At 72.5% G+C, this 25,726-nt stretch carries 23 protein-coding genes; 8 read left to right on the top strand and 15 right to left on the bottom strand.

All coding sequences use genetic code 11. The features are described 5' to 3' along the window. Positions 1–31: 31 nt before the first annotated feature. Genes ACIA8F_RS07815 through ACIA8F_RS07800 form a run of 4 tightly spaced genes read right to left on the bottom strand, consistent with a single transcriptional unit; the run spans position 32 to position 4,386 of the window. Positions 32–811, bottom strand: coding sequence for a CDP-alcohol phosphatidyltransferase family protein (locus ACIA8F_RS07815; RefSeq protein WP_389686711.1), 780 nt, complete (start codon positions 809–811; stop codon positions 32–34). Continuing rightward, positions 789–1,850 (bottom strand): iron-containing alcohol dehydrogenase family protein, encoded by a 1,062-nt coding sequence (locus ACIA8F_RS07810; RefSeq protein ID WP_399377374.1) that lies wholly within the window; start codon positions 1,848–1,850, stop codon positions 789–791. Before ACIA8F_RS07810 ends, ACIA8F_RS07815 begins: the two co-directional genes overlap by 23 nt. Then, on the bottom strand, positions 1,838–2,590 hold the full coding sequence (locus ACIA8F_RS07805; protein ID WP_327256157.1) for a phosphocholine cytidylyltransferase family protein: 753 nt from the start codon (positions 2,588–2,590) through the stop codon (positions 1,838–1,840). Before ACIA8F_RS07805 ends, ACIA8F_RS07810 begins: the two co-directional genes overlap by 13 nt. Then, on the bottom strand, positions 2,587–4,386 hold the full coding sequence (locus ACIA8F_RS07800; RefSeq protein WP_399377665.1) for a DUF5941 domain-containing protein: 1,800 nt from the start codon (positions 4,384–4,386) through the stop codon (positions 2,587–2,589). Before ACIA8F_RS07800 ends, ACIA8F_RS07805 begins: the two co-directional genes overlap by 4 nt. A 526-nt stretch (positions 4,387–4,912) precedes the next feature. On the opposite strand from ACIA8F_RS07800, the gene ACIA8F_RS07795 reads away from it, so the two are divergent. Both ACIA8F_RS07795 and idi read left to right on the top strand, forming a co-directional pair. Beyond that, positions 4,913–6,154 carry a GNAT family N-acetyltransferase gene (locus ACIA8F_RS07795; RefSeq protein WP_399377664.1) on the top strand — a complete coding sequence of 414 codons (1,242 nt, stop codon included), beginning with the start codon at positions 4,913–4,915 and terminating at the stop codon, positions 6,152–6,154. Positions 6,155–6,324: 170 nt separating this feature from the next. Continuing rightward, positions 6,325–6,924, top strand: coding sequence for an isopentenyl-diphosphate Delta-isomerase (gene idi / locus ACIA8F_RS07790; RefSeq protein ID WP_399377373.1), 600 nt, complete (start codon positions 6,325–6,327; stop codon positions 6,922–6,924). A gap of 79 nt (positions 6,925–7,003) precedes the next feature. Here idi and ACIA8F_RS07785 read toward each other — a convergent pair whose 3' ends face one another. Further along, positions 7,004–7,558: an ATP-binding protein gene (locus ACIA8F_RS07785; protein ID WP_399377372.1), complete on the bottom strand. Its 555-nt coding sequence runs from the start codon at positions 7,556–7,558 to the stop codon at positions 7,004–7,006. A gap of 94 nt (positions 7,559–7,652) precedes the next feature. Then, positions 7,653–8,354 carry an HdeD family acid-resistance protein gene (locus tag ACIA8F_RS07780; protein ID WP_399377371.1) on the bottom strand — a complete coding sequence of 234 codons (702 nt, stop codon included), beginning with the start codon at positions 8,352–8,354 and terminating at the stop codon, positions 7,653–7,655. Between the two features lie 124 nt (positions 8,355–8,478). Between ACIA8F_RS07780 and ACIA8F_RS07775 the strand changes: the two genes are divergently transcribed. Continuing rightward, positions 8,479–9,228, top strand: a complete 750-nt coding sequence (locus ACIA8F_RS07775; protein WP_399377370.1) for an enoyl-CoA hydratase/isomerase family protein — start codon at positions 8,479–8,481, stop codon at positions 9,226–9,228. Here ACIA8F_RS07775 and ACIA8F_RS07770 read toward each other — a convergent pair. Further along, positions 9,203–9,841, bottom strand: a complete 639-nt coding sequence (locus tag ACIA8F_RS07770) for a DJ-1/PfpI family protein (protein WP_399377369.1) — start codon at positions 9,839–9,841, stop codon at positions 9,203–9,205. The genes ACIA8F_RS07775 and ACIA8F_RS07770 overlap by 26 nt on opposite strands. An 82-nt stretch (positions 9,842–9,923) precedes the next feature. Then, positions 9,924–10,886 carry a GlxA family transcriptional regulator gene (locus ACIA8F_RS07765; RefSeq protein ID WP_399377368.1) on the bottom strand — a complete coding sequence of 321 codons (963 nt, stop codon included), beginning with the start codon at positions 10,884–10,886 and terminating at the stop codon, positions 9,924–9,926. 240 nt (positions 10,887–11,126) lie between these two features. Between ACIA8F_RS07765 and ACIA8F_RS07760 the strand changes: the two genes are divergently transcribed. The 3 genes from ACIA8F_RS07760 to ACIA8F_RS07750 all read left to right on the top strand — a co-directional run bounded on the left by ACIA8F_RS07760 (position 11,127) and on the right by ACIA8F_RS07750 (position 14,563). Beyond that, positions 11,127–12,368: an SLC13 family permease gene (locus ACIA8F_RS07760; RefSeq protein WP_399377663.1), complete on the top strand. Its 1,242-nt coding sequence runs from the start codon at positions 11,127–11,129 to the stop codon at positions 12,366–12,368. A 73-nt stretch (positions 12,369–12,441) separates the two neighbouring features. After that, entirely contained in the window at positions 12,442–14,079 is a 1,638-nt protein-coding gene (locus ACIA8F_RS07755; RefSeq protein ID WP_399377367.1) for an ABC-F family ATP-binding cassette domain-containing protein, read from the top strand. A 244-nt stretch (positions 14,080–14,323) separates the two neighbouring features. Continuing rightward, entirely contained in the window at positions 14,324–14,563 is a 240-nt protein-coding gene (locus ACIA8F_RS07750; protein ID WP_399377366.1) for a hypothetical protein, read from the top strand. 67 nt (positions 14,564–14,630) lie between these two features. Here the strand turns inward: ACIA8F_RS07750 and ACIA8F_RS07745 are convergent, their stop codons facing one another. The 6 genes from ACIA8F_RS07745 to ACIA8F_RS07720 all read right to left on the bottom strand — a co-directional run bounded on the left by ACIA8F_RS07745 (position 14,631) and on the right by ACIA8F_RS07720 (position 21,632). Then, on the bottom strand, positions 14,631–15,419 hold the full coding sequence (locus ACIA8F_RS07745; protein WP_399377365.1) for an SDR family NAD(P)-dependent oxidoreductase: 789 nt from the start codon (positions 15,417–15,419) through the stop codon (positions 14,631–14,633). A 40-nt stretch (positions 15,420–15,459) separates the two neighbouring features. Next, positions 15,460–16,641: an MAB_1171c family putative transporter gene (locus tag ACIA8F_RS07740; RefSeq protein ID WP_399377364.1), complete on the bottom strand. Its 1,182-nt coding sequence runs from the start codon at positions 16,639–16,641 to the stop codon at positions 15,460–15,462. Then, positions 16,631–17,116 (bottom strand): hypothetical protein, encoded by a 486-nt coding sequence (locus tag ACIA8F_RS07735; RefSeq protein ID WP_399377363.1) that lies wholly within the window; start codon positions 17,114–17,116, stop codon positions 16,631–16,633. The genes ACIA8F_RS07740 and ACIA8F_RS07735 overlap by 11 nt, the downstream gene beginning before the upstream one ends. A gap of 300 nt (positions 17,117–17,416) precedes the next feature. Further along, positions 17,417–19,912 (bottom strand): Tex family protein, encoded by a 2,496-nt coding sequence (locus ACIA8F_RS07730; RefSeq protein ID WP_399377362.1) that lies wholly within the window; start codon positions 19,910–19,912, stop codon positions 17,417–17,419. A 139-nt stretch (positions 19,913–20,051) separates the two neighbouring features. Continuing rightward, a complete protein-coding gene (locus tag ACIA8F_RS07725; protein WP_399377361.1) occupies positions 20,052–20,915 on the bottom strand; it encodes a hypothetical protein in 864 nt (287 codons plus the stop codon). A 141-nt stretch (positions 20,916–21,056) separates the two neighbouring features. Continuing rightward, positions 21,057–21,632, bottom strand: coding sequence for a cysteine hydrolase family protein (locus tag ACIA8F_RS07720; protein WP_399377360.1), 576 nt, complete (start codon positions 21,630–21,632; stop codon positions 21,057–21,059). A 322-nt stretch (positions 21,633–21,954) separates the two neighbouring features. On the opposite strand from ACIA8F_RS07720, the gene ACIA8F_RS07715 reads away from it, so the two are divergent. Further along, positions 21,955–23,484 (top strand): M1 family metallopeptidase, encoded by a 1,530-nt coding sequence (locus ACIA8F_RS07715; protein ID WP_399377662.1) that lies wholly within the window; start codon positions 21,955–21,957, stop codon positions 23,482–23,484. A 9-nt stretch (positions 23,485–23,493) separates the two neighbouring features. Here ACIA8F_RS07715 and ACIA8F_RS07710 read toward each other — a convergent pair whose 3' ends face one another. Continuing rightward, on the bottom strand, positions 23,494–24,393 hold the full coding sequence (locus ACIA8F_RS07710; protein ID WP_399377358.1) for an oxygenase MpaB family protein: 900 nt from the start codon (positions 24,391–24,393) through the stop codon (positions 23,494–23,496). A 191-nt stretch (positions 24,394–24,584) separates the two neighbouring features. Here ACIA8F_RS07710 and sph point away from each other — a divergent pair, with 191 nt between their 5' ends. Continuing rightward, a complete protein-coding gene (sph, locus tag ACIA8F_RS07705) occupies positions 24,585–25,577 on the top strand; it encodes a sphingomyelin phosphodiesterase (protein ID WP_399377357.1) in 993 nt (330 codons plus the stop codon). Positions 25,578–25,726 lie beyond the last annotated feature (149 nt).

Genomic DNA, 25,726 nt, shown 5'->3' with positions numbered 1-25,726 from the left:
ATGATGACGGCGCCCAGCCGCAGGGGGGCCGTCACTTGAGCCTGCTGGAGGCCAGGACCGACACCAGGTGCAGCACCGTCTGAAGCATCGCGATGCCCGCGAGCACCGCGACGCCGAGGCGGGAGAAGTACAGGTCGCCGCGGACCTGGTCCAGGACGGCCAGGAGCAGGATGAGCAGCGAGGCCTCGATGCCGAGGACCAGCCGGTGGAACTTGAGCGCGGCCGCGGCCCGGCGGGCCAGCGCCATGCCGGACGAGCGCGGCGTGGCCGCCGCGTCCTGGACCACGGGCTTGCCGGCCTGGTGGCGGGCGACGCCGACCAGGTCGGTCTCGGCCTTGATCAGGATCGCGCCGAGCGCCGCGAGGGTGCCCAGGAAGGCCCACAGCCAGTCGATGCGCCCGGTGCCCCACAGGTCGGAGGCGCGCAGGCCGAAGCCGACCAGCACCGCCGCGTCGCACAGGTAGGCGCCGACGCGGTCCAGGTAGACCCCGGACAGCGAGAACTGCTTCTTCCAGCGGGCGACCTCGCCGTCGACGCAGTCGAGCAGCAGGTACATCTGGACCGCCACCACGCCGAGGACGGCGCCCCAGACGCCCGGCACGAGCAGGGCCGGGGCGGCGAGGACTCCGGCGAGGGTCATCACGTAGGTCAGCTGGTTCGGCGTGACCTTGGTGGTGACCAGGAGGCGGGTGATGCGCAGGGAGATCTCGCGCATGTAGAGGCGCCCGCCCCAGTGCTCGCCGCTGACCCGGTCCTTGACGCCCGCCGGGTGAACGACGGGCCGGAGTTCAGCTACGGATGGTCTTGGCATAGTCGGAGTAAGCGTCCCTGATCTCGGCTGCGGACAGGTTGAGGTGTTCCAGGATCGTGAAGCGTCCCGGACGGGTCTGGGGGGCGTACTCGACGGCCGCGACGAACTCGTCCACGCTGAACCCGATCTCCTCGGGCAGCACGGGCAGGCCGTGTCCGCGCAGCACCCGGACGAAGAGCTCGGACTTGTCCGTGTCCCCCCGCAGGTGCATCGCGAAGGCCGCGCCGAGGCCGACCTGCTCCCCGTGGAGCGCGGAGCGTCCCGGGTAGAGCAGGTCGAAGGCGTGGCTGATCTCGTGGCAGGCGCCGGACGAGGGGCGGGTGTCCCCGCTGATCGCCATGGCGATGCCGGAGAGGACCAGCGCCTCGGCCAGTACGGTGAGGAACTCGTCGTCGCCGACCCCGCCGGGGTGGCGCAGCACGGACTCGCCGGCGGTACGGGCCATGGCGGCGGCCAGGCCGTCGACGGGCTCGCCGTTGAGGCGGTGCGAGAGCTCCCAGTCGGCGATGGCCGAGATGTTGGAGATCGCGTCGCCGATGCCCGCGCGGACGAACCGCGCCGGGGCCTCACGGATCACGTCGAGGTCGACGACCATCGCGATCGGCATGGGCACCCCGTAGGAGCCCCGGCCGTTGTCGTTGTCCAGGATGGACACCGGCGAGCAGATGCCGTCGTGCGAGAGGTTGGTGGCGACGGCCACCATGGCCAGCCCGACCCGCGCCGCGGCGTACTTCGCCACGTCGATGATCTTGCCGCCGCCCAGGCCCACGACGGCGTCGTAGCGGCGTCCCTTTATGTCGTCGGCGAGCTTGACCGCGGAGTCGATGGTTCCGTCGACGACGGAGTACCAGTCGGCGTGCGGCAGCACGGGCTCCAGCTTGGCGCGCAGCACCGCGCCGGAGCCGCCGCTGATGGCGATCGCGAGCTTGCCCGACGCGGAGACGCGCTGGTCGGCCAGGAGGCCGGCCAGGTCGTCCATCGCGCCGCGGCTGATGTCGACGACGACGGGCGAGGGGATGAGCCTCGTCAGTACTGGCATGCGATCGTCCGGCCCTTGGCGAGGTCGTCGTGGTTGTCGATCTCGACCCACTTGACGTCACCGATGGGGGCCACGTCGATGGTGAAACCGTCGTTGACGAGCTGCTGGTAGCCGTCCTCGTAGTAGAGGTCCGGGTCGCGCTCGAAGGTGGTCTTCAGGGCCTCGGCCAGCGCTTCGGCGGCCTCCGGCTCGATGAGGGTGACGCCGATGTACTCGCCGGTCGCGGTGGCCGGGTCCATCAGCTTCGTGATGCGCCGCACACCCTTCTCACCGTCGGTGATGACCTTCATCTCCTCGTCGGCCAGGCTCTTGACCGTGTCGAGGGCGAGGATGATCTTCTGGCCCTTGCCGCGGGCGGCGAGCAGGGTCTTCTCGACGGAGACGGGGTGGACGGTGTCGCCGTTGGCGAGGATCACACCCTGCTTGAGGACGTCGCGGGCGCACCACAGGGAGTAGGCGTTGTTCCACTCCTCGGCCTTGTCGTTGTCGATCAGCGTGATCTTGACGCCGTACTTGGCCTCCAGGGCCTCCCGGCGCTCGTACACGGCTTCCTTGCGGTAGCCGACGACGATGGCGACCTCGGTCAGGCCGACCTCGGCGAAGTTGCCGAGCGTCAGGTCGAGGACCGTGATGCTCTCCTCGGCGCCTTCGGGTCCGACGGGCACGAGGGCCTTGGGCAGGGTGTCGGTGTAGGGACGCAGGCGGCGTCCGGCTCCGGCAGCGAGGACGAGGCCGATCATGCTGGTTCTCCTTCGTCATGTACGGCGGGTGCCCCGGAGGAAACCCAGAAGCGGATGCTCTCCACGAGCACCACGAGTGCCACGAACACGGCGAGGGCCGTGAGCGCGACGGGGAAGTCCACGGCGCGCGACGCCAGGACGGAGGCAAGGACCGTGATCAGAAGAACCCGGCCTTCGTGCCCGCCGATCGTCCGCACCAGCCAGTGCGGGGGCGCGCCGGTGCCACCGCGGATGCGGTAGACCGTGTCGTAGTGATGGTAGGCGACCGCCGCGACCAGTCCGAATGCCGCCGGGAGGGCCCCGGGGACGTCCGCCTTGGCGGCGAGGATCAGGACGGTGGTGTACTCGGCGGCGCGGAAGACGGGCGGCAGCAGCCAGTCCAGCGGGGCCTTGAGCGGCTGCGCGACGGCGGCGCCGGCGGTGAACACGTATAGCGCGGCGAAGTAGATCGGCACGGAGCTGCCGAAGGAGGTCTCCTGCGCGGCGACGAGCAGCATGACCGCCGAGCCCACCCCGCTCACCATGAACGCGGGCGCGGTGTAGTGCGGCAGCCTGCGCAGGCCGCGGGCGATCAGCTCGCCCAGCGGGCCGGTGTCGGTCAGGTCGCCCAGCGCCCGGGCGGCGCGGTCGGTCCGCTGCGCCTTGCGGGTCAGCGAGCGCAGGACCCGGCCGGCGGTGGTGTAGAGCGCGCCGAAGGCGCAGCCGACGAGGAGCGCGTAGAAGACGATCCGGGGGGTGGTGAAGGCGATGAGGACCGCGATCATGGCCCAGCGTTCGCCGATCGGCAGGATGATCATGCGCCGGACCCAGACCGTCCAGCCGACGCTGTCGAGCTTGTCGGACAGCGCCGCGGTGGGGCTCGTATTGGCGGTGGCGTCGTGGTTGGCCTCGTTGAAGGCGAAGTCCACGACGTGCCGGCAGGTCATCAGGATCATGGCGCCGAGGGCCAGGGCCCAGACGTCGTCGCCGTTGCGGGCCGCGCCGAGGGCGAGCCCCGCGTAGAAGGAGTACTCCTTCGCGCGGTCGAAGGTGGCGTCGAGCCAGGCGCCCATCGTCGAGTACTGGAGCGAGTACCGGGCGAGCTGCCCGTCCGTGCAGTCCAGCACGAAGGAGACGAGCAGCAGCACCCCGGAGGCCACGTACCCCCAGCGGTCGCCGGTGGCGGCGCAGGCGGCGGCGATCAGCGCGGTGATCAGCGAGGCGGTCGTGACCTGGTTGGGGGTCAGCCCGCGGCGCGCGCACCAGCGGGCGATGTAGCGGGAGTACGGGCTGATGAAGAAGGTGGTGAAGAAACCGTCGCGGGACTTGACCGCGGTCCGCAGCCGGACGGCCTCGTCGTCGACGGCCGCGACGGCGGCGGCCGCCGTCGCGCGCTCGGCGGTGGTGGCGGGCACGGCGGCGACGAGGGTGCCCAGCTCGGGGCGGTGCACGGGGGTGCCCGCTGCCTCGACGGCGGCGGCGAGCCGGTCGGGGTACGGGCCGTGGCCCACGGGTGCGGACACGTCGAGCTCGGCGGCCCGGTCCAGGGCCGCACGGGCGCCGGGCAGGACGGCGAAGGCGCCGGTGACGGCGCAGGCGTCGAACCGCGGGTCGGTCAGCGCGAGCCGCAGGGCGTGCACGTGTCCGACGAACTCCCCGTCGACGACGGCCACCCGCTGGTCGGCGGGTACCCGTGCCAGCGCGGCGGCGGTGTCCGACGGGGTGGCCGCGGGGTGGACCTCGAAGCCGAGGGAGCGCAGCTCGTCGGCGAGCGCTGATCCGGGCACCGGCAGGCCGGTAAGGATGACGGTCGGCAGACGAACTCACTCCTTGCACGCACACGGGTCACGCGCGCCGGGTGGGCCGGCGGCACGTCGGCAGAGGCTATCGGATGAACGGAAGCAGGGGTTCACCGCCTGTTTACGCCCGGATAAGCCGAAAATCACGGGCCTGACGGGCCTGTCTGGATCATCATTGACGATCGGGAGGAGCGATCACAAACCGCTGTCGGCACCGCGGCTGTTAACCTTGCCGCAGACGCGTACGAGTTTCGCAAAAGCGTCCAGATCGCCCGAATGTCATACGAGACGTAACGAAAGAAAGAAAGAGGTGGGGTTGATGACCGTCGCAGGCGTCGCCGCCCAGCGCAGCGCACTCCGGTACATCCCCCTCTCCTTCCGGGCGTCCGGCCGGGCCTGATCACACCGATCGGCCCCGTCGGCCGGAGCCCCCTTTCAAGGGTTCACGTTGACCGACAACACCGGTAACACCAGCAACTCCCACACCACCAACTCCCACACCACCGATTTCAGCACCGAGAGCGACCTCTTCTTCGAGGCGTTCCTGGAGCTGCACCGCGGCCTGCCCCGGCAGTCCCCCGGTTCCGAGACCACCACCCGCCACCTGCTGTCCCTGTGCGGACCGCTGCCCGAGCGGCCGCGCGCCCTGGACCTGGGCTGCGGTCCCGGCCCCAGCGCCCTGCTGCTCGCCGCCGAGGCGGGCGGCCTCGGGGCCGACGTCACCGCCGTCGACCTCCAGGACGGCTTCCTCGAAGAGCTCCGCGCCGCCGCCGCGGCCCGCGGGCTCGCCGGCCGCGTCCGCGCCGTCAAGGCGGACATGGGTGACCTCTCGGCGCACCCGGACGGTTCCTTCGACCTCGTCTGGGCCGAGGGCTCCGCCTACAACCTCGGCTTCGCCACCGCGCTCGCGCGCTGGAAGCGGCTGCTCGCCCCCGGCGGCACCCTCGTGCTCAGCGAGTGCGAGTGGACCGTCGACGAGCCCTCCGACGGAGTCCGCGCCTTCTGGGACCCCCACTACGCGCTGCGCTCCACCGCCCGCAACCTGGCCGCGATCCAGGCCGCCGGGTACCGGGTGCTCGCCGTGCACCGGCAGCCCGACTCCGACTGGGCCGCCTACTACGGTCCGCTCGGCGAGCGGGCCGCCGCGGCGCCGGAGCCCTCGGGTCCCGAAGCCGCGGCCGCGCTGGGATTCGTACGCGAGGAGATCTCCGTACGGGAGCGGTACGGGCACGAGTACGGGTACACCGCCTACGTCCTGCGGCCGGTGACGGCCGGGGACGGCGGCGGGTGGCCCGTGCGCCCCGAGGCGGACGGGGACGCGGCCGCCGTGCACGCGGTGCACTCGGCCGCCTTCGGGACCCCGGCCGAGGCCGATCTCGTGGACGCGCTGCGCGCCGACGGCTCCTGGCTGCCCGGGCTCTCCTACGTGGCCGAGGCCCCGGACGGGTCGGTCGCGGCGCACGCCCTGCTGACCCGCTGCACGGTGGACGGGGCGCCCGCGCTCGCGCTCGCCCCGGTGGCCACGGCTCCCGGGCTCCAGCGCTCGGGCGCCGGCAGCGCCGTCGTACGGGCCCTGCTCGCGGCGGCCAAGGAGCGCGGGGAGAGCCTCGTGCTGGTCCTCGGGCATCCCGGGTACTACGGGCGCTTCGGGTTCGTGCCGGCTTCGCGCTTCGGGATCGGGGCCCCCTTCGAGGTGCCCGACGAGGCCATGATGGCGCTGGTGCTCGACGATTCGCCGCCGGTTCCCACGGGCACGATCAAGTACCCGGCGCCGTTCGGGGTTTGATGCCGGGTCCGGCTCCCGGCCGGATGAACCGACCGATCCGCACCTTCCGCACGCTCCGCCCCTCGCCGCATATCACGCGGCGGGGGGCGGACATGCGCGGATCACCGAAGTGGGGGCAATCCCCATTTGTACGGCAGACTGAAAGCCGAAGTCCGAAGCGAAGGATGGGTATGCCGACCACACCAGCCACCGCCGCGAACAGTGCGACCACCGGCACCGGCGCTCAAGAACCGATCATGCTCGAACTGGTCGACGAGTCCGGCGACACCATCGGTACGGCGGAGAAGCTCTCCGCCCACCAGGCGCCCGGTCAGCTGCACCGGGCGTTCTCGGTGTTCCTCTTCGACGAGCAGGGCCGGATGCTGCTCCAGCAGCGCGCCCTCGGGAAGTACCACTCCCCCGGCGTCTGGTCGAACACGTGCTGCGGTCACCCCTACCCCGGGGAGTCGCCGTTCGCGGCGGCCGCCCGGCGGACCCACGAGGAGCTGGGGCTGTCGCCCTCGCTGCTCGCGGAGGCGGGGACGGTCCGCTACAACCACCCGGACCCGGCGTCGGGACTGGTGGAGCAGGAGTACAACCACCTGTTCGTGGGACTCGCACAGCGGTCGGCGCGGCCGGATCCGGAGGAGATCGCGGACACCGCCTTCGTCACCGCGGAGGAACTCGCGAAGCGGCACGCCGAGGTTCCGTTCTCGGCCTGGTTCATGACCGTGCTGGACGCGGCCCGGCCCGCGATCCGCGAGCTGACGGGCGACGCGGCGGGCTGGTAGCGGGACGCACGGGCCGGTGGCGGGCGGATCCCGTCGGCGGCGGCACCGGGGCCGGCTCGGGCCGCCGAGGTGCGCGGGCTCAGACCGCCGAGGTCGGGGTGGCGGCGGGTACGGCGAGGGCCGTGGTGAGCGGCAGCGCCGCCCAGATGACCTTGCCGCCCGTGGAGGTGTGCTCCACGTCGCAGACCCCGCCGGCCTCCAGCGTGACCTCCCGGACGAGGAGCAGGCCACGGCCGCCGGTCTGGCCGAAATCGGCCTCCAGCGCCTTGGGGCGGTACGGGTGGTTGTCCTCGACGGCCACCCGCACCCACTCCCGGCCGATGGCGACCTCCACCGCGACCTCCGGCGAGAGCAGGGCCGCGTGCCGGACCGAGTTCGTCACCAGTTCGGAGACGATCAGCAGCAGGGAGTACACCAGGTCCCCATCGGCCGGCACCTCCTGCCGGCCGAGCAGGTCACGGACCGCTCGACGGGCCTGCGGAACGGATTCTTCTACTGCGGGTGCCGTGAATCGCCACACTCCCTCGTACGCGAGGGGGGCGGCCGCGACCTCCGGCTCCTCCCCCTCGACCGGCGGGACGCTCCCGCTCACATCCATGTCCCGGCCCCCGTCTTCACGCTCGATCGTCTGCACACGTCAAGAGTGGGGACCGGACCGCTCCGCGCCGGACCACTGACCAGAAGTCAGCATCAATCGGACACTTTCTGACCGCTGGCGTATGACAGAGTCAGTTGTTCGACCGTTCCTGATCTTCTGGGGGCCGCTTCTCGGCCGCCTCGTACGTCACGGGCGTCGCCACCGCCGCCCCTCCGGGCGTCACGGGAACCTCGTCGTCCCTGACCAAGCCCAGGATGCGGCGGGCTCCCATGCCCACGGCGATCAGACTCAGACCGTCGAACAGCAGCGCGAGGGAGAAGAACGCTCCGATCACGTACAGACTGCTGCCGGGCCAGTTGGCGAGGATCAGGAGGCCCAGCAGGATGCCGAAGGCACCCTGGACCAGGGTGAGCCCGAGGTGCGCGCCGCGCACCACGACGGCGCCGGCGAGCCGGAACACCCCGCCGGTGAGGAACAGCAGGGCGGCGAACATGGTGAGCGCCTCCGCGCTCGCCTCCGGACGGCGCAGGATCACGAAACCGGCCGCGATGTTGATCGCGGCGACGATGACGGCGAGCCAGAAGTAGTTGCTCTTGCGGGACTGGATCGCCTGGAGCAGGCCCACCAGGCCACCGAACAGCAGCAGCCAGCCGAAGAGGAACATCGTGGTCAGGGTGGCGACACCGGTGTAGACGAGGCCCACCAACCCGGCCACCACCAGAAGCGCCCCGAGCAGGGCCATCCACGCGAAACTGCGGCTGACCTTCTTCTTGTCGGCCTTGACGTCCTGCGGACCGGTACGGTCCGCACGATCGGCACGGTCTGCGCCCATGGACGCCACCTTTCAGCTGCCCCCGACGGACCCTCGGACCCCGCGACTGCCTGCCGGTCCACCCGAGCTGCCGGGTACCGGTCTTTTGATCATAGGATTGAACGCCCGGGATAGCATCCGGCGCATGGATGCAGCCCTCCTCTCCTCCGTCGCCGACGGGGTCGCCACCGTCGTGATCTCGCACCCCGCCAAGCGCAATGCCATGACGGCCGCGATGTGGCGCGGGCTGCCGGAACTGCTGGCCGGGCTCGCGGCCGATCCCGCCGTCCGGGTGCTGGTCCTGACCGGGGCCGGCGAGACCTTCTGCGCGGGGGCCGACATCTCCTCGCTGACCGGGGACGACGACCCGCAGGCCCTGGCCGTGGCGGCGGAGGAGGCGCTCTCCGCCTTCCCCAAGCCCACGCTGGCCGCGATCCGCGGGTTCTGCGTGGGCGGGGGCAGCCAGCTGGCCGCCGCCTGCGATCTGCGCTTCGCCGAGGAGGGGGCCTCCTTCGGGGTGACTCCGGCGAGGCTGGGCATCGTGTACCCGGCCTCCTCCACCCGGCGGCTCGCGTCCCTGGTGGGGCCGTCGGCCGCCAAGTACCTGCTCTTCTCCGCGGAGTTGATCGACGCGGACCGGGCGCTGCGCACCGGACTGCTGGACGAACTGCTGCCGGCGGGCCAACTGGCCAAGCGCGTCGCGGAGTTCACCCGGATCCTGGCCACGCGTTCGCAGCTCACGCAGAGTTCGGCGAAGGAGTTCGCCGACGGCCGCACCGACCGGGACGCCTACTGGGCGGCGCAGGCCGCCGGGAGCGGCGACATCGCGGAGGGGGTCGCCGCCTTCCTGGAACGGCGCACGCCCGCCTTCACCTGGACTCCGCCGGCGCGGTGAGTGCGCGCAGCCGCGCGACGATGTCGGCGGGCGCCTTCTGGGGGGAGCCCGCGTCGTAGGGCGGCTGCGGATCGTACTCGGTCATCAGCTGCACGGTCTGGGCGTACGCGTCCCCCGCGATCCGGCCGAGCAGCGCGAGCCCCATGTCGATGCCCGCGGACACCCCCGCGGCCGTCACGTACTTCCCGTCGAACACCACCCGCTCCGCGGTGGGCTCCGCCCCGTACGGGGGCAGCCGGTCCAGGTACAGCCAGTGGCCGGTGGCCCTGCGCCCGTCGAGCAGGCCCGCGGCGGCGAGCAGGGTCGAGCCGGTGCAGACCGAGGTGGTCCAGGTGGTGGCGGCGTCGGCGGTCCGCAGCCAGTCGAGGAGGACGGGGTTCTTCATCTCCCGGTCGGTGGCCGGCCCTCCGGGCACCAGGACGATGTCCGGCCGCGTCACCTCGTCGAGACCCTTGGCAGCGACGAGGGACAGGGAGCTCTGGTCGGCCCGTACGGGTCCCGGCCGCTCGGCCACGAACACGGTCTCGGCCCCCGGGAGGCGGCCGAGGGTGTCGAAGGGACCTATGGCGTCGAGGGCGGTGAATCCGTCGAACAGCAGGACGGCGATCTGCATGGCTCCTCCGGAGCGGTCGGTGGTCAGCGGGTGGTGAGTCGGTGATCCGTGGGCGGTCAGCCGGTGGGTGGTCAGTGGGTGGTCAGCGGGTGGTGCCGAAACGGCGGCGGTACTCGGCCGGCGGCTGGCCCAGGGTCTTCACGAAGGCGCGGCGCAGGGCCTCCGGGTTGCCGTAGCCGCAGGCCCGGGAGATCTGGGCGATTCCCTCGTCGCCCTCCTCCAGCAGCCTCCGCGCGTGCTCGACCCGCACCTGTTCCACGTACCGACCGGGCGTCACCCCGGTCTCCGCCTGGAAGGACCGCGCGAAGTGCCGGGGCGACAGCGCCGCCCGCGCGGCGAGGGCCTCCACGCTCAGGTCCTCCCCGGGGTGCTCCGTGATCCAGTGCTGGACATCGCGCAGCGGCTCCCGCTGCGCGGTCTGCGCGGCGAGCTGCGCGCTGAACTGCGCCTGGTTGCCGGGCCGCCGCAGGAAGACCACCAGGTGCCGTGCGACGGACAGCGCCAGCTCCCGTCCGTGGTCCTCCTCCACCAGGGCCAGCGCGAGGTCGATGCCCGCCGTGACCCCGGCCGAGGTGGCCACCGGCCCGTCGCGGACGTAGATCGGGTCGGGTTCCACGGTGACGGCCGGGTAGTCCCGGGCCATCCGCTCGCACACGTACCAGTGGGTCGTCGCGCGCCGTCCGTCCAGCAGCCCCGCCTCGGCGAGCAGCAGGCTGCCGGTGCAGACCGACACCAGCCGCTCCGCGGACCCGCCGTACGCGCGGAGCCAGTCCGTGATCCCCGGCGCGAAGTCCCCCGTGTACCGGCCTCCCGGCACCAGCAGGGTGGTCCCGGCGCCCGGGCGCTCGCTCTCCAGGTCCCCGTCCGGGACCAGCCGCAGGCCGCTGCTCGTACGGACCGGGGCGCCGCCCTGCGAGACGGTGCGCAGCCCGTACCGGGCCGGTCCGGGGTGGCGGCCCGCGCCGGAGAACACCTCCATCGGCCCGGTGACATCCAGGCTCTGCACGCCCTCGTAGAGGACGACGAGCACGTTTCGCGACGACATGACCTCATCGTGTGGCACCCCGCGCGAGGGCCGCAATGACGTGCACCCCACCTATCCGGCCATCCCGGTCCCGGTGCGATCCTGTCTTGGGACCGCCGCGGCCGCCAGGCCCTCCCGCCGCCCTCTCTCGTCCGTCTCCCCCGTCCCGTCCACCTCACCCCCGTCCCGTCCCCCTCGTCCGCCTCGCCCCCTCGCCCCCTCGCACCGGAGCCCGTCCTGTACCCCGTCGCCGCCGCCTGCCTGTCCGTCGCCCTCCTCCTCGGGGTGCTCGCCTTCGCCGTCCTGCGCCCGCGCGGGCTGCCGGAGGCCGCGGCCGCGGTGCCAGCCGCCGGGCTGCTCGTCGTGCTGGGCGTCGTACCGCCCGCCGATGCGTGGGCGCAGATCCGTGAGCTGCTGCCGGTGGTCGGGTTCCTCGCGGTGATCCTGGCGCTGGCCCGGCTCTGCGCCGACGAGGGGCTGTTCGAGGCCGCCGGCGCCGCGGTGGCCCGGCGGGCGGCGGGGCGGGGGCCCGTGGCACTGCTCGGCGGGGTGTTCGCCGTCGCCTCGGTGGTCACCGCCGCGCTGAGCCTGGACGCGACCGTGGTGCTGTTGACCCCGGTGGTGCTCGCGACCGCCTCCCGGCTGGGGGCCAGGCCGCGCCCGCACGTCTACGCGACCGCGCACCTGTCGAACTCCGCCTCGCTCCTCCTGCCGGTCTCCAACCTCACCAATCTGCTCGCCTTCGCCGCCAGCGGGCTGTCCTTCACCCGGTTCGCCGCGCTGATGACCCTGCCCTGGCTGGCGGCGATCGGCGTGGAGTACGCGGTGTTCCGGCGCTTCTTCCGCAGCGACCTGGCTGCGGCCCCCGAGCACGTGCCGCAGGCCGGGGAGCGGGCGCCGCTGCCCCGGTTCGCGGCCGGGGTGCTCGCGCTGACCCTGGTCGGCTTCGCGCTCGCCTCCTTCGCGGGGGCCAGCCCCGCCTGGGCGGCGCTCGCGGGCGCCCTCGTCCTGGCCGTACGGGCGCTGCGGCGCCGGGAGACCACCCCGGTGGCGATCCTGGGCTCCACGGCGCCGGCCTTCTGCCTGTTCGTGCTGGCGCTGGGGGTCGTCGTACGGGCGGTCGTGGACCACGGGCTGGGCGACGGGCTGGAGTGGGCGACCCCGGCCGGGGATTCGCTGCCGGCGCTGCTCGGGGTGGCGGCGGTGGCCGCCGTACTGGCCAACCTGATCAACAACCTGCCCGCCGTACTGGCCCTGCTGCCGGTGGCCTCGGCCGGCGGGGCGGGGCCGGTGCTGGCGGTACTGATCGGGGTGAACATCGGGCCGAACCTGACCTACGCCGGGTCGCTGGCCACGCTGCTGTGGCGGCGGATCCTGCACGCGGACGGCTACGAGGGCGTCCGGCTCGGGGACTTCACCCGGCTCGGCCTGCTCACCACCGGGCCCGCCCTCGTCGCCGCGGTGACGGCCCTGTGGGCGGGGCTTCGGCTCTTCGGCGCCTGAGCCCGGGGCAGGCCGCCACTGCCCTGCGGCCCCGGGATCCGCACGCACGGGGCGCGGATAGGATCGGGACATCATGACTGCAACCCTCGTCGCCAAGAAGCTCACCGCCGCGCACGGTGAGCGCACGCTCTTCGCCGATCTCGACCTCGTCGTCGCCCCCGGCGACGTCATCGGCCTCGTCGGCGTCAACGGCGCCGGAAAGTCCACCCTGCTGCGGATGCTCGCCGGGCTGGACACCCCCGAGACGGGTGACCTGCGTCTCTCCCCGCCCGGCGCGGCCGTCGGCCACCTGCCCCAGGAGCCCGAGCGGCGCCCCGGCGAGTCGATCCGCGAGTTCCTCGCCCGCCGTACCGGTGTGGCAGCCGCCCAGGCCGAGCTCGACACGGCGACGCAGGGTCTCGTGGACGGCACCCCCGGCTCCGACGACGCGTACGCGGACGCCCTCGACCGGTGGCTGAACCTCGGCGGGGCCGACCTCGACGAGCGGGCCCTGCAGGTGGCCGGCGACCTGGGCCTGTCCGTCGGCCTCGACCTGCCGATGACCGCCCTGTCCGGCGGCCAGGCCGCCCGCGCCGGACTCGCCTCGCTCCTGCTGTCCCGCTACGACGTCTTCCTGCTCGACGAGCCCACCAACGACCTGGACCTCGACGGTCTGGAGCGCCTGGAGCAGTTCGTGAAGGGACTGCGCGCCGGTACCGTCGTGATCAGCCACGACCGCGAGTTCCTCACGCGCACCGTCACCAAGGTCCTCGAACTGGACCTGGCCCAGCAGCAGATCAACCTCTACGGCGGCGGCTACGACGCCTACCTGGAGGAGCGCGAGCGGGCCCGCAACCACGCCCGCGAGGAGTACGACGAGTACTCCGACAAGCGCTCCGCACTGGAGGACCGGGCCGCGATGCAGCGCGGCTGGAGCGACAAGGGCGTCAAGAACTCCAAGCGCAAGGCCACCGACAACGACAAGTCCGCCAGGAAGGCCGCCGCCGACGCGAGCGAGAAGCAGGCCTCCAAGGCCCGCCAGACGCAGCGCGCGATCGAGCGCCTCGAGGTGGTCGACGAGCCCCGCAAGGAGTGGGAGCTGCGCATGGAGATCGCGGCCGCCCCGCGCTCCGGCTCGGTGGTCGCCACCCTGCGCGAAGTCGCCGTCCGGCGCGGTGACTTCGCCTTCGGGCCGGCGAGCCTGCAGATCGACTGGGCGGACCGGGTCGCCATCACCGGCGCCAACGGCGCCGGAAAGTCGACCCTGCTCGCCGTGCTCCTGGGCCGGCTGGCGCCGGACACCGGCTCCGCGAACCTCGGCTCGGGCGTGCTGGTCGGCGAAGTGGACCAGGCCCGTGGGCTGTTCCTCGGCGACGAGCCGCTCATCGACGCCTTCTGCGCGGCCGTACCCGACACCGAACCGGCCGAAGTCCGCACGCTGCTCGCCAAGTTCGGCCTGAAGGCGGCGCACGTGACCCGCCCTGCGGCCACCCTCTCGCCCGGCGAGCGCACCCGGGCGGCCCTGGCGCTGCTCCAGGGGCGCGGGGTGAACCTGCTGGTGCTGGACGAGCCGACGAACCACCTCGACCTGCCGGCGATCGAGCAGCTCGAGTCCGCGCTCGAGGCCTACGAGGGCACCCTGCTGCTGGTCACCCACGACCGCAGGATGCTCGAAGCGGTCCAGGTGAACCGCCGCCTGCACGTCGCGGACGGCAAGGTCACCGAGGTCTAGACCGGAGCCCGCTCAAGATGCCGACCCGCCGGAGCGCGACTAGCGTTTGTTGGTGAGAGCCGCAACCGCGGAGCACGCCCCCACAGCCGGCCGTTCCACGCCGCCGGGGTGGGCGGGCACGTGCTTCCGCATGTTCGGCGGCCCTGTATCCGATCCCGGGCTGCGCCTACGCGTACGCGGTCCGCGGTTCCGTCCTCCTCGCCTCGGAGAGGTTCGGGGAGGGTGGGAGGAAAGGGAAATTCTCATGTCTGCACTGAGAGCGAAGCGTCTCTTCGCGATCTCCGCCGCCGGTCTTCTGATGGCAGGCGGGGCCGCGCTCGGCACGGCGGGTACCGCTTCTGCGGCGACCCCGGCTCAGCACGTGAGCTACAGCACCGGTGGCTGGGACCACGATGACGACGGCTACAACGGCTGGCACCACGGCGGCTGGTGGGACAACGACGACGACTACGGCTACGGAGGTTACGACAACGGCGACTGCTGACCACCCCTCCCGTCCGGACGTGCGCGACCCTGTCTCAGGGCCGCGCACCGGGCTGCCGCGACGCGGCTCAGCTCCCGTCGGTCCGGTCCGCCGGGGCCCGCCGGGTGCGGGCCATCTTCCGGGCCACGAAGGCCCGCGGGAGGTGGCGGACCGCCACGGCGTACGCCCGGTAGTGCCGGCCGGTGATGCTCACCGGGCGGCGCCGGGCCAGGTCCTTCAGCGCCTTGGCCACCACGTCGGCCGGCTCCAGCCACACCGCGTCGCGCAGGGTGGTGACGTCCATCCCGGCGCGCTCCTGGAACTCGGTGCGGGTGAATCCCGGCACCACCGCCAGCACCCGGACCCCGTACGGCTCCATGTCCACGCGCAGCGACTCGCTGAAGGCCGTGATCCAGGCCTTCGCCGCTCCGTAGGTCCCGGTCGGCAGCAGTCCGGCCACCGAGGAGACGTTGAGCACCGCGCCGCGGCGGCGCTCGCGCAGGCCCGGGAGCACCGCGTGGGTGAGCCTGAGTGGCACCTTGACCAGCAGGTCGAGCATCCGCTCCTCGTCCTCGACCGGGTTGTACGGGAACGGCGCGGGCAGTCCGAAGCCGGCGTTGTTGACCAGGATGTCCACGGGCCTGGCCGGGTCGGCGAGCCGCTCGGCGACGGCTGCGAGAGCGTCCGCGTCGAGCAGGTCGGCGGGGAACACCTCGCAGACGGAGCCGAATTCCCGCGCGAGGTCCGCGGCGACGGCTTCGAGGCGGGCCTTGTCGCGGGCGACGAGGACGAGGTCGCAGCCCTTGGCGGCGAAGCCGCGGGCGAAGGCCGCGCCCAGTCCGGCGCTGGCCCCTGTGATGAGTACGGTGGTGGTCAAGAGACGTTCACTTCCTGGCTGTTCGGGCGTCGTGCGTGTATCACGCGGTGAAACCGGCCGTGGCCGGTGAGGCGTAGGCCTGGGCCACGTCCACGAGGAAGCGGGCCTCGCCGTCCAGGTCCCCGCCCTCGGCCGAGGTCTGGAGGGCCGCGGGCAGCTCCAAGGCGTTCTCGTCGGACCGCTGTTGCGGGATCCCGGCCAGCTTCGCCTGCCGCGCCTCTTTCAGTACGCAGGCCAGTGCGGCCGCGCTGGCCCGCTGTTCGGGCACTCCGCTGCCGGCCACGTGGCTGCGCGCGAGCTCGGGCACGCCGGGGGCGACGTACTCCCCCAGGATCAGGATGGCGTCCCGGGTCTCGATGACCTTGCGGTAGACGAGCAGGTTGCGCGGGACCGGTGGCCACAGCAGTTCCAGCACCCGGCCGCCGCGCGGCTCGTTGAGGGCGACGTGCGGGACGGCGTGGACCAGGTCGCGCCAGAGCGGCCAGAGCCGCCAGGCGGTGGCGGTGTCGGCGGCCGTGCGGCGGAAGGTGAACAGCGTCGGCACGAGGATCGCGGCGGCGCGGAGCAGTCCGTGCACGTTCATCAGCAGCGGGTTCGCGGGCATCGCCCAGGAGAATCCGAACAGCGCCTTGAGCAGGTACACGAACCAGAACACCCCGGCGAGCGCGGTGCCGAGACCGAACAGCAGCAGTCCGGCGGCGAGGCCCCGGCTCTCGGCGCGGCGGCTGTAGCGCCAGCAGACGTACACGCAGACGGTGTTGGCGATCAGGTGGGCGGAGATCAGCACCAGCCAGTACGCGAGGGAGGGCACCGGGTCGCCGGCGGGCGGGATGGTGTGCGTGCCGTGGGCGGGTGCGGCCGCGTCCAGGAGGACCAGGACGGTCAGCCACAGGACCGTGCCGGCGCCGGAGGCGATCTGGAGCTTGCGGCCCCGGGTCGCGGCGGCCACGAAGTAGAGCACGGCGCCGGCCGAGAGGACGCCGATGAGGTTGCGCACGAGCCCGATGGTGTGGGCGTACGCCGGGTCCCGGCCCATGGCGTAGTCGACCACGTCGGGCAGGTTCAGGGTCATCGCGGCCGCGGCGGTGGCCACGGCGAGCCACAGGCCCCGCTGGTGCGGCGCCCGCAGGGCGCCGGGCGCGCGGAGCAGGACGGCTATCCAGAGGCACACGACACTGGGGACGGCGAGCCCGTCGCCGAAGGCGGTCAGATCAGAAGCCACGGTGGACGGGCCCCCGTCCGCGCCGCTCGTACCCCATCGCGGACTCCAGCCGGGCGAGCGTGTCACGGCCCTCGGCGCCGTGGCCGAGGTGCGGTCCCCGGGTCCCGGTGCGGATGCGGATCATGCTGGCGAGCATCTCCGCCTCCCGCTCCTGGCGGGTGGTGTAGTTGGTGCGCCCGAGCACGGTGGGAACGTACCCGTCCGCCCCGCCGTCGCCCGGGGCGTCCTCGGCCGGGGCCTCCAGGGAGTGGTGCCCGAAGAGGATGTGGCCGATCTCGTGGAGCACGATGTGCTCCCGGTGCAGCGGGGTGGTCTGGGCCTCGTAGAACACGTAGTCCACCTCGGCGGTGCCGACCCACAGCCCGCACACGCCGGACTCCGCCGCCTCCTTGGGCAGCGGGTGGAGCCGGATGGGGCGGCCCCGCTGCTCGGCGATCCGCTCGCACAGTCCGTCGAGCGAGAAGGGGTGTCTCAAGTCAAGACGGCCGAGAATCGCCTCGCACCGTTTGCGCAGACTGGGCTGAGGGTGGCGCATGTGTTCCCTCTTCGGACCCTTTCTCGGGCAACGATGGTAGGTGTGCGTGGGCTGCGGCATGACGTCCTTAGCCTTCAAGGCGACCTCGGGAGTGCGGTCCTGAGGGGGAAAACGGAAGCCCGCTCGCCGAAAGACGAACGGGCGTTCCGTCATCCCTACAGATCATCCGGATGAGTTGGCAAGGTATGTCCCCATGTCGGTTGCCTATTCAGCCAATCCGGCACGCACTGTCACGAACGGCTAGCGCTTGCGGCCGCCCCGCTCGTCGGGGCCGCTGAGGCCCGCCCGCCGCAGGGCGTCCGCCATCGCGCTGTTGGCGGGGGCCGGAGCGCCGCCGCCCTGCCGCTGACCGCCGCCGCCCTGACCGCCTTGGCGGCGGCCCTTGCCCCCGTCGCGGGAGCCGCCCTGCGCGCCGCCCTGGCCGCGCTCGGCGGCGCCCTGGCCACGCTGGCCGCCCTGGCCGCCTGCGGGGCCGCGCTGCTGCGGGGGCCGGCTGCCGCCCCGCCGCTCGCCCCGCTCCTCGCGCTGGCGCGGCGCACCGCCGTCGGCGCCGCCGCGCTCCGTCTCGTCCTCCAGCCGCAGCGTCAGCGAGATGCGCTTGCGCGGGATGTCCACGTCCATGACTTTGACCCGGACGATGTCGCCCGGCTTCACCACGTCGCGCGGGTCCTTGACGAAGGTCTTCGACAGCGCCGAAACGTGCGCCAGCCCGTCCTGGTGGACGCCGATGTCGATGAAGGCCCCGAAGGCGGCCACATTGGTGACCACGCCCTCCAGGATCATGCCGGGGGCCAGGTCGCCGATCTTCTCGACGCCCTCCTTGAAGGTCGCCGTCTTGAACGCGGGCCGCGGGTCCCGGCCCGGCTTCTCCAGCTCGCGCAGGATGTCCGTGACCGTCGGCAGGCCGAAGGCCTCGGTGACGAACTGCTCCGGCCGCAGCGAGCGCAGCACACCGGTGTTGCCGATCAGGGCCGCCACCTCGCTGCCCGCCGTCTTGCCCATGGTGCGGACCACCGGGTAGGCCTCGGGGTGCACGCTGGAGGAGTCCAGCGGGTCGTCCCCGCCGCGGATCCGCAGGAAGCCCGCGCACTGCTCGTACGCCTTCGGGCCCAGCCGGGCCACGTCCTTGAGCCCCTTGCGGTTGCGGAAGGGGCCGTTGGCATCGCGGTGCGCCACGATGTTCTCGGCGAGTCCGCCGCTGATGCCCGACACGCGCGAAAGCAGCGGCGCGGAGGCGGTGTTGACGTCGACGCCGACGCCGTTCACACAGTCCTCGACCACGGCGTCGAGGGACCGCGAGAGCTTCACCTCGGACAGGTCGTGCTGGTACTGGCCGACGCCGATCGACTTCGGGTCGATCTTCACCAGTTCGGCGAGCGGGTCCTGCAGCCGCCGGGCGATGGAGACCGCGCCGCGCAACGACACGTCCATGTCGGGGAGTTCCTGCGAGGCGAAGGCGGAGGCCGAGTACACGGAGGCGCCGGCCTCCGAGACCATCACCTTGGTGAGGTTCAGCTCGGGGTGGCGGGCGATGAGGTCCGCGGCGAGCTTGTCGGTCTCCCGGGAGGCGGTGCCGTTGCCGATGGCGACGAGGTCGACCGCGTGCTCATTCGCGAGGCGGGCCAGCTTGGCCAGCGCCTCGTCCCACTTGTTGGCGGGCACGTGCGGGTAGATCACCTCGGTGGCGACCACCTTGCCGGTGGCGTCCACCACGGCCACCTTCACACCGGTGCGGAAGCCCGGGTCCAGCCCGAGCGTGGCCCGGGTGCCGGCGGGCGCCGCGAGCAGCAGGTCGCGCAGGTTGGACGCGAAGACCCGTACCGCCTCGTCCTCGGCGGCGGCGCGCAGCCGGGAGCGCAGGTCGATGCCGAGGTGCACCTGGATCTTGGTGCGCCAGGCCCAGCGGACGGTGTCGGCGAGCCACTTGTCGCCGGGACGGCCGCGATCGTTGATCCCGAAGCGGCGCGCGACCATGCCTTCGTACGTGGACGGCCCGGGAACCTCGCTCGGCTCCTCCGGCTCCAGCGTCAGATCGAGCACGTCCTCCTTCTCCCCGCGGAGCATGGCGAGCACGCGGTGCGAGGGGAGGGCGGTGAACGGCTCGGTGAAGTCGAAGTAGTCGGCGAACTTGGCGCCGGCCTCCTCCTTGCCCTCGCGGACCTTCGCGGCGAGCCGGCCGCGGCCCCACATCCGCTCGCGCAGTTCGCCGATGAGGTCGGCGTCCTCGCCGAACTTCTCGGTGAGGATGGCGCGGGCGCCCTCCAGGGCGGCGGCCGGGTCGGCCACGCCCTTGTCCGCGTCCACGAACGCGGCGGCCGCCACGGCCGGTTTCGCCGACGGGTCGGCCAGCAGCCCCTCGGCGAGCGGCGCGAGGCCGGCCTCGCGGGCGATCTGCGCCTTGGTGCGGCGCTTGGTCTTGAAGGGGAGGTAGATGTCCTCCAGCCGCGCCTTGGTGTCGGCCGCGTTGATCCGGGCCTCCAGCTCGGCGTCGAGCTTGCCCTGCTCGCGTACGGAGTCGAGGATCGCCGCGCGCCGGTCCTCCAGCTCGCGCAGGTAGCGCAGCCGTTCCTCCAGAGTGCGCAGCTGGGTGTCGTCGAGCATCTCGGTCGCTTCCTTGCGGTAGCGCGCGATGAACGGCACGGTCGAGCCGCCGTCGAGCAGCTCGACGGCGGACTTGACCTGCCGCTCCCGTACGCCGAGCTCCTCGGCGATCCTGCCTTCGATGGACATCGTCACTGTGCGGTCCCGCCTGCCTTCGTACGTGTGCGTGATGCTGGTGCACGCTGCGTGATGATGCTGCTGCGTGCTGCGTCGGAAGGCTGCCAATTGTGGCAGGTGGCGGCGGCGGACGTCGGGAGCCGGGCCCGGTCCGCTCTCAGGCCTTGCCCATGAGGTCCCCGGGGAAGGCTCCGGCGACGAAGGCCTGCACGGTGAGACCGCCGCCGATCTCCGCCAGCCGGGCCACTCCGGCCGCGCCGAGGTGCGCGTACGGGGCCTCGTCCAGGCGGTCGGTCTCCGTCTCCAGTGCTTCGCGCAGCGCCGCTCCCTCGGGCGTGAGCTCGCCGTCGGAGTCGAGCAGTCCGCGCTCGCGGAGCCGGCCCGCGGCCGCGTCCAGGTCGGACTGCTCCCAGCCGCGGATGTACTTGAGGTATTTCGGGGTCATGCCGTGGCCGCTGGCGGTGTGGCTGACCAGGGCCTCGACGGGGTCCAGGCCGACGGTGAGCAGGGCGGCCAGGTGTCCGTCGCCGCGATGCTCGCGCAGCAGGGTGGTGGCGTGCCACAGCCTGAGGTGCGGTTCCTCGGGGACGGGGAGGTCCGCGTGGGCCGAGTAGAGCGTACGGGCGTGCCGGGTGCAGGCCTCGGACGCGCGCATGGCCAGCCCGGCGGCCTCGGCGATCTCCGGGGCGGCGACCGTCTCCTCGCCGAGCAGCCGGCGCAGGGTGGTGTCCACGGCCCGCAGCCGGGCGGCGAGGACCTGTGCGGGGGTGGCGGTGTCCCAGACGGCGGGCAGGTGCCGGGCGACGAGGTCGTGGCGGTAGTTGTAGAAGGTGGACGTCACCGTGCCCGCGCCGACGGCGCCCATGGCGGCGGAGCGGGAGGAGAGGTTGACGGCGTTGCGGTCGGTGATCCCGAGGGCCGCGAACTCCTTGCCGAGGTCGGGCGAGAAGTAGACGGTCGAGTGGAACGGGTTGATCGCCCCGTGCCAACAGCTGCGGGCGGCGTGCGCAGGAAGGGTCATGCGCGCAGGCTAACGACTGTTTGGTATGGAGAGAAGGCCGTCCCCCTCTTCGCGTCTGCCGGTGCGGGGAGGAGGGGGACGGCACGGACGGGCCACGGGAGCCGGCCACCCCCGCGGGGCCGAAGGGGCCGCGGCGCGGGGCTACTTCAGCTCGGCGCCGGTGGCGACGACGACCCCGTAGAGCTCGGTGACCGTGGCGAGGGCCGCCTGGTGGATCTGCTGCGCCGTCAGGGCGCCCGCCGGGCTCTCCAGCGCCCGCGTCGCCGAGGCGTCGGCGACGACGGTCGGGGCGTAGCCGTGCAGGAAGGCGCCCTCGGTGGTGAACAGGGTGCACATGTTGGTCATGAACCCGGCGATGATCAGGTTCTTGCGGCCGGTGGCTTCGATGATCTCGTGGAGATCGGTCCCGTGGAAGCCGTTCGGGACGGACTTGGTGACGACGGCCTCGCCCGTCCGGGGGGCCACGGAGGCGTGGAGGGTGCCCGGCTCGGTGTCGATGCCGTAGCCGCCGTCGCGGATGTGGACGACGGGGGTGCCGGCCTCGCGGGCCCGGGCGAGGAGCCGGGAGGCGGATGCCAGCGCGGGTTCCCAGCCGTCGAGCTCCATGACGCCGCCGGTGTAGGTGTTCTGGTAGTCGACCAGGACCAGGACCGCGTCCTCGAAGGTCGCGGGGGTCTCGTCGAAGCCGTTGAGCTGACGCAGGGTGGTCGTAGCCATAAGGGTGCCGTTCTCACGAAGGTGCGGTGGGGTTGCGGCCGACGCGGGGCCGCATCGGCAACGCTAGGACGCCGTCCGGGCGCGGGCAATGACGGCCGGACCGCAGATCCGGACATCGGTCCGCGCAGGCCGGGGGCGGTGCGCGGGATGCCGGTGCGGGCCGGGGCGGGGCGGGCCGGTGGGCCGGGGCGGGCGTGTTCCGCACGGGCGTTTTTCAGACGCGTGGCGATCGTGTGACAGGAGGGGCCATGGACCTGACGTGGGGTCCCGGGCGTGAATACGGTCGAACGGAAGCCACTCCCCTACCCCTTTGGAGTTCAAGGTGCACCGCAAAGTCATCGCTCCGAGCGTGCTCGCCGCCTCCCTTCTGCTGGTGATCCCGGCGTCGGCGGCGAGTTCCGTTCCGGGCGCACCGGGTATCGGCGATCCTTACTACCCGGCCAGCGGCAACGGCGGGTACGAGGTCTCCCACTACGACCTGCGCCTCCAGTACCAGCCGAAGACGGACCTGCTGGAGGGCACCGCCACCCTGCTCACCACCGCCAAGCAGGACCTGTCCCGCTTCAACCTCGACTTCGGTCTGGACGTCAGCGAGATCCGGGTCAACGGGGTCAAGGCGAAGTTCGCCAAGTCCGGCGTCTCGGAGCTGGAGATCACCCCGGCCTCCCCGCTCCAGCGGGGCAAGCAGTCGAGCGTGGTCGTCAAGTACGCGGGCAAGCCCTCGGAGTTCAAGGTCGACGGCTGGTCGGCCTGGCAGCGCACCCCGGACGGCGGAGTCGCCGCGCAGGAACCCGACTCGGCCGCCTGGTGGTTCCCGAGCAACGACCACCCGCTCGACAAGGCCACCTTCGACGTGTCGGTGAACGTGCCCGACGGCACCCAGGCGATCAGCAACGGCGTGCTGCAGTCGCAGAGTTCGCGCCTGGGCTGGACCCGGTACAACTGGCGCTCGAACAAGCCGCAGGCCACGTACCTCTCCACCCTGGCCATCGGCAAGTTCGACATCACCACCGACAAGACGGCGAGCGGGCTGCCGATCCTGAACGCCTACAGCCAGGACCTCGGCGACAACGCGGGTGCGGCGCGCGCCAGCATCGAGCGGACAGGCGAGGTCGCGGAGTGGCTGGAGGGGGTCTTCGGGCCGTACCCCTTCAACGCGCTCGGCGGGTACGTGCCGAACGTGCCCAGCGGGTTCGCGCTGGAGACGCAGACCCGGCCGTTCTACAGCCCCAGGCAGTTCGCGAGCGGTGCGAACGTGTCCGTGGTCGTGCACGAGCTGGCCCACCAGTGGTACGGGGACAGCGTCTCCGTCGACGGCTGGAAGGAAATCTGGGTCAACGAGGGCTTCGCCCGCTACAGCCAGTGGCTGTGGTCGGAGAAGGAGGGCGAGGGCACCGCGCAGGAGCTCGCCGACTGGGCGTACGCACAGCGGCCGGCCGAGGACCCGTTCTGGCAGGTCAAGCCGGGTGACCCGGGTCCGGAGAACCAGTTCCACGGGGCCGTCTACGACCGCGGCGCGATCGCGATCCAGGCGCTGCGCAACAAGGTCGGCGACGAGAAGTTCTTCCAGATCCTGAAGGGCTGGCCGACCGAGCGCGCCTACGGCAACGCCAAGGTCGGCGACTTCGTCCGCTACGCGGAGAAGATCTCCAACCAGCCGCTCGCGCAGCTCTTCGAGACCTGGCTCTACACCCCGGGCAAGCCGGCCGCCTCGGCGCTGAACACGGCGAAGAAGCTGCCGGCCCCGGCTCCGGGCACCAGCACCCTGCGGGCACCGGCCCCCAAGCCGGCGGCCGAGCCGAAGTCCTGGAAGAAGATCGCCGAGACCAACACGGTCCACGACGGCCACTGATCCACGGCTCTACGCGGCTCCGCGCGCCGCCGCCCCCCGGGAGGCGGCGGCGCGCTGCCGCGCCCGGGCGGCGCGGGCGATCGGCAGGTAGCGCAGCCGCTCCGGCAGGAGCGGTACGAGCAGCCGCAGGGCCGTGCTGAAGCGGCGCAGGCGGCGTTCCTGGGCCGGGGTCCACTCCAGGCCGAGGGCGGCGCGGGCCTCGGGCGGCATGTAGCCGGCGGTGACGAAGGCCCGGAAGTGCAGGAAGGCGGCCCGCAGGACGGGCCAGGCGAGCCGCAGCAGGATCCGGACCGGCAGCGGGCCGCCGGCGGGGCGGGGCAGGGGCGTGTCGGTGGCGAGGAGCTCGCGGGCGACCTTGGTGGGCTCGATCTCCTCGGCGAGCATGCGGTGGTAGTACGGCCAGTACTCCTCGATGCTCTGCGGCATGTCCCGGTCGTGCAGTCCGAGGATGCGGCCGACCTGGAGCCACTCGCGGTAGAGCTGACGCTCCTGCGCCGGCGTGAAGGGGCGCAGCAGGTAGCGCCCGGCGTGGAGGTAGACCGGGAAGCCGGTGGCGTGCACCCAGGCGTAGCAGGCCGGGTGGAGGGAGTGGTAGCGGCGCCCCCGGGTGTCGGTGCCCTGGATCTCCTTGTGCAGGCGGCGCACCCGGCGCCCTTCGGCGGCGGCGTCGGCCCCGCCGTACACCCACAGCTGGACGGAGCGCAGGGAGCGCTCGCCGCGGCCCCAGGGGTCGGTGCGGAAGACGGAGTGCTCGTCGACCCCGGCGCCGATGGCGGGGTGGGCGACCTGCATCGTGAAGGCGGCGGGCAGCATCAGCAGCGCGCGGACGTCTCCGGCGATGGTCCAGAGCACTCCCCCGGGCGGCGGGGGCTCAGGGTCGCTCCGCTTGCTGTCCGTGCGCGTGCCCATCCGCGTGCCCCCAGGGTGTCGACCTGCCGTTCTCCCAGTATGCAGGGTGTCCACCGGCACCGGCCGGAGCCGGTGGACACCCAAGAAGTACGACTGCGTCCAGAAACCCGTGTCACAGGTGTTACCCCTAAGTAACCCTGGCTGCTTGGATGGCGGAGCCGATCTTCCCCCACAGGAACGAGGGAACCTCCATGCCCCAGATCCAGCCCCGCAGGGCCCGTGCCGCCGCCGCGGCCGTCGCCGCGATCGCCGTCGGATCGCTCGTCGCGACCACGGCTCCGGCCGCCACCGCGGCCGAGGGCGCCGCGACCGCGCCTCGGCTCGGCGTCCTGTCGTACAACACGTTCCTGATGAGCAAGAACCTGTACCCCAACTGGGGCCAGGACCACCGGGCGGCGGAGATCCCCAAGGCCTCCTGGTTCCAGGGCCACGACGTGGTCGTCCTCCAGGAGGCCTTCGACAACGGCGCCTCCGACGCGCTGAAGGCCAACGCGGCCGCGCAGTACCCGTACCAGACCCCCGTCGTGGGCCGCAGCAAGAGCGGCTGGGACGCCACGGGCGGCGCGTACTCCTCCACCACCCCGGAGGACGGCGGCGTCACGATCCTCAGCAAGTGGCCGATCGTGCGCAAGGAGCAGGTGGTCTACAAGGACGCCTGCGGGGCCGACTGGTGGTCCAACAAGGGCTTCGCCTACGTCGTGCTGAACGTGAACGGCGCCAGGGTCCACGTGGTCGGCACGCACGCCCAGTCCACCGATCCCGGCTGCGACGCGGGCGAGGCGGCCGAGATGCGCGCCCGGCAGTTCCGGAACATCGACGCCTTCCTGGACGCCAAGAACATCCCGGCGGCCGAACAGGTCATCGTGGCGGGCGACATGAACGTGGACTCGCGCACCCCGGAGCTCGCCTCCATGCTGGCCAACGCCGACCTGGCGGCCTCCGACACCCGCACGGGGCACCCGTACTCCTTCGACACCGCGCTGAACTCGATAGCGAACTACCGCTACCCGACCGACCCGCGCGAGGACCTGGACTACGTGCTCTACCGCAAGGGCAACGCCCGCCCGGCGAACTGGGAGAACAACGTGGTGAAGGAGGAGTCGGCGCCCTGGACGGTCTCCAGCTGGGGCACGTCCTACACCTACACCAACCTCTCCGACCACTACCCGCTGATCGGCCGCTGACCCGCCGCTGATCCGCCACGCCGAAGGGGGGGGGGGGGGGCGCGCCGGGGGGGCCCCCCCCCCCCCCGGGCCCGGGCCCCCCCCCGCCCCCCGCGCCCGCCCCCCCCGCGCGCCGGAGGGGGGCTGCTGTGACGGCGGGGGCGTCGGCG

Origin of the sequence: Streptomyces sp. NPDC051563, assembly GCF_044454225.1 — a bacterium.
In the GTDB taxonomy this organism is placed as follows: domain Bacteria; phylum Actinomycetota; class Actinomycetes; order Streptomycetales; family Streptomycetaceae; genus Streptomyces.
Note: the sequence above shows the minus strand (reverse complement) of the source record. Positions and strands in the feature narration are given on the sequence as shown.

Excerpts from the sequence above, each read along its gene's own strand:
- ACIA8F_RS07815 (WP_389686711.1), bottom strand. The coding sequence starts at position 811 with ATGCCAAGACCATCCGTAGCTGAACTCCGGCCCGTCGTTCACCCGGCG.
- ACIA8F_RS07810 (WP_399377374.1), bottom strand. The coding sequence starts at position 1,850 with ATGCCAGTACTGACGAGGCTCATCCCCTCGCCCGTCGTCGTCGACATC.
- ACIA8F_RS07805 (WP_327256157.1), bottom strand. The coding sequence starts at position 2,590 with ATGATCGGCCTCGTCCTCGCTGCCGGAGCCGGACGCCGCCTGCGTCCC.
- idi (WP_399377373.1), top strand. The coding sequence starts at position 6,325 with ATGCCGACCACACCAGCCACCGCCGCGAACAGTGCGACCACCGGCACC.
- ACIA8F_RS07780 (WP_399377371.1), bottom strand. The coding sequence starts at position 8,354 with ATGGGCGCAGACCGTGCCGATCGTGCGGACCGTACCGGTCCGCAGGAC.
- ACIA8F_RS07775 (WP_399377370.1), top strand. The coding sequence starts at position 8,479 with ATGGATGCAGCCCTCCTCTCCTCCGTCGCCGACGGGGTCGCCACCGTC.
- ACIA8F_RS07770 (WP_399377369.1), bottom strand. The coding sequence starts at position 9,841 with ATGCAGATCGCCGTCCTGCTGTTCGACGGATTCACCGCCCTCGACGCC.
- ACIA8F_RS07765 (WP_399377368.1), bottom strand. The coding sequence starts at position 10,886 with ATGTCGTCGCGAAACGTGCTCGTCGTCCTCTACGAGGGCGTGCAGAGC.
- ACIA8F_RS07755 (WP_399377367.1), top strand. The coding sequence starts at position 12,442 with ATGACTGCAACCCTCGTCGCCAAGAAGCTCACCGCCGCGCACGGTGAG.
- ACIA8F_RS07750 (WP_399377366.1), top strand. The coding sequence starts at position 14,324 with ATGTCTGCACTGAGAGCGAAGCGTCTCTTCGCGATCTCCGCCGCCGGT.
- ACIA8F_RS07725 (WP_399377361.1), bottom strand. The coding sequence starts at position 20,915 with ATGACCCTTCCTGCGCACGCCGCCCGCAGCTGTTGGCACGGGGCGATC.
- ACIA8F_RS07720 (WP_399377360.1), bottom strand. The coding sequence starts at position 21,632 with ATGGCTACGACCACCCTGCGTCAGCTCAACGGCTTCGACGAGACCCCC.
- ACIA8F_RS07710 (WP_399377358.1), bottom strand. The coding sequence starts at position 24,393 with ATGGGCACGCGCACGGACAGCAAGCGGAGCGACCCTGAGCCCCCGCCG.
- sph (WP_399377357.1), top strand. The coding sequence starts at position 24,585 with ATGCCCCAGATCCAGCCCCGCAGGGCCCGTGCCGCCGCCGCGGCCGTC.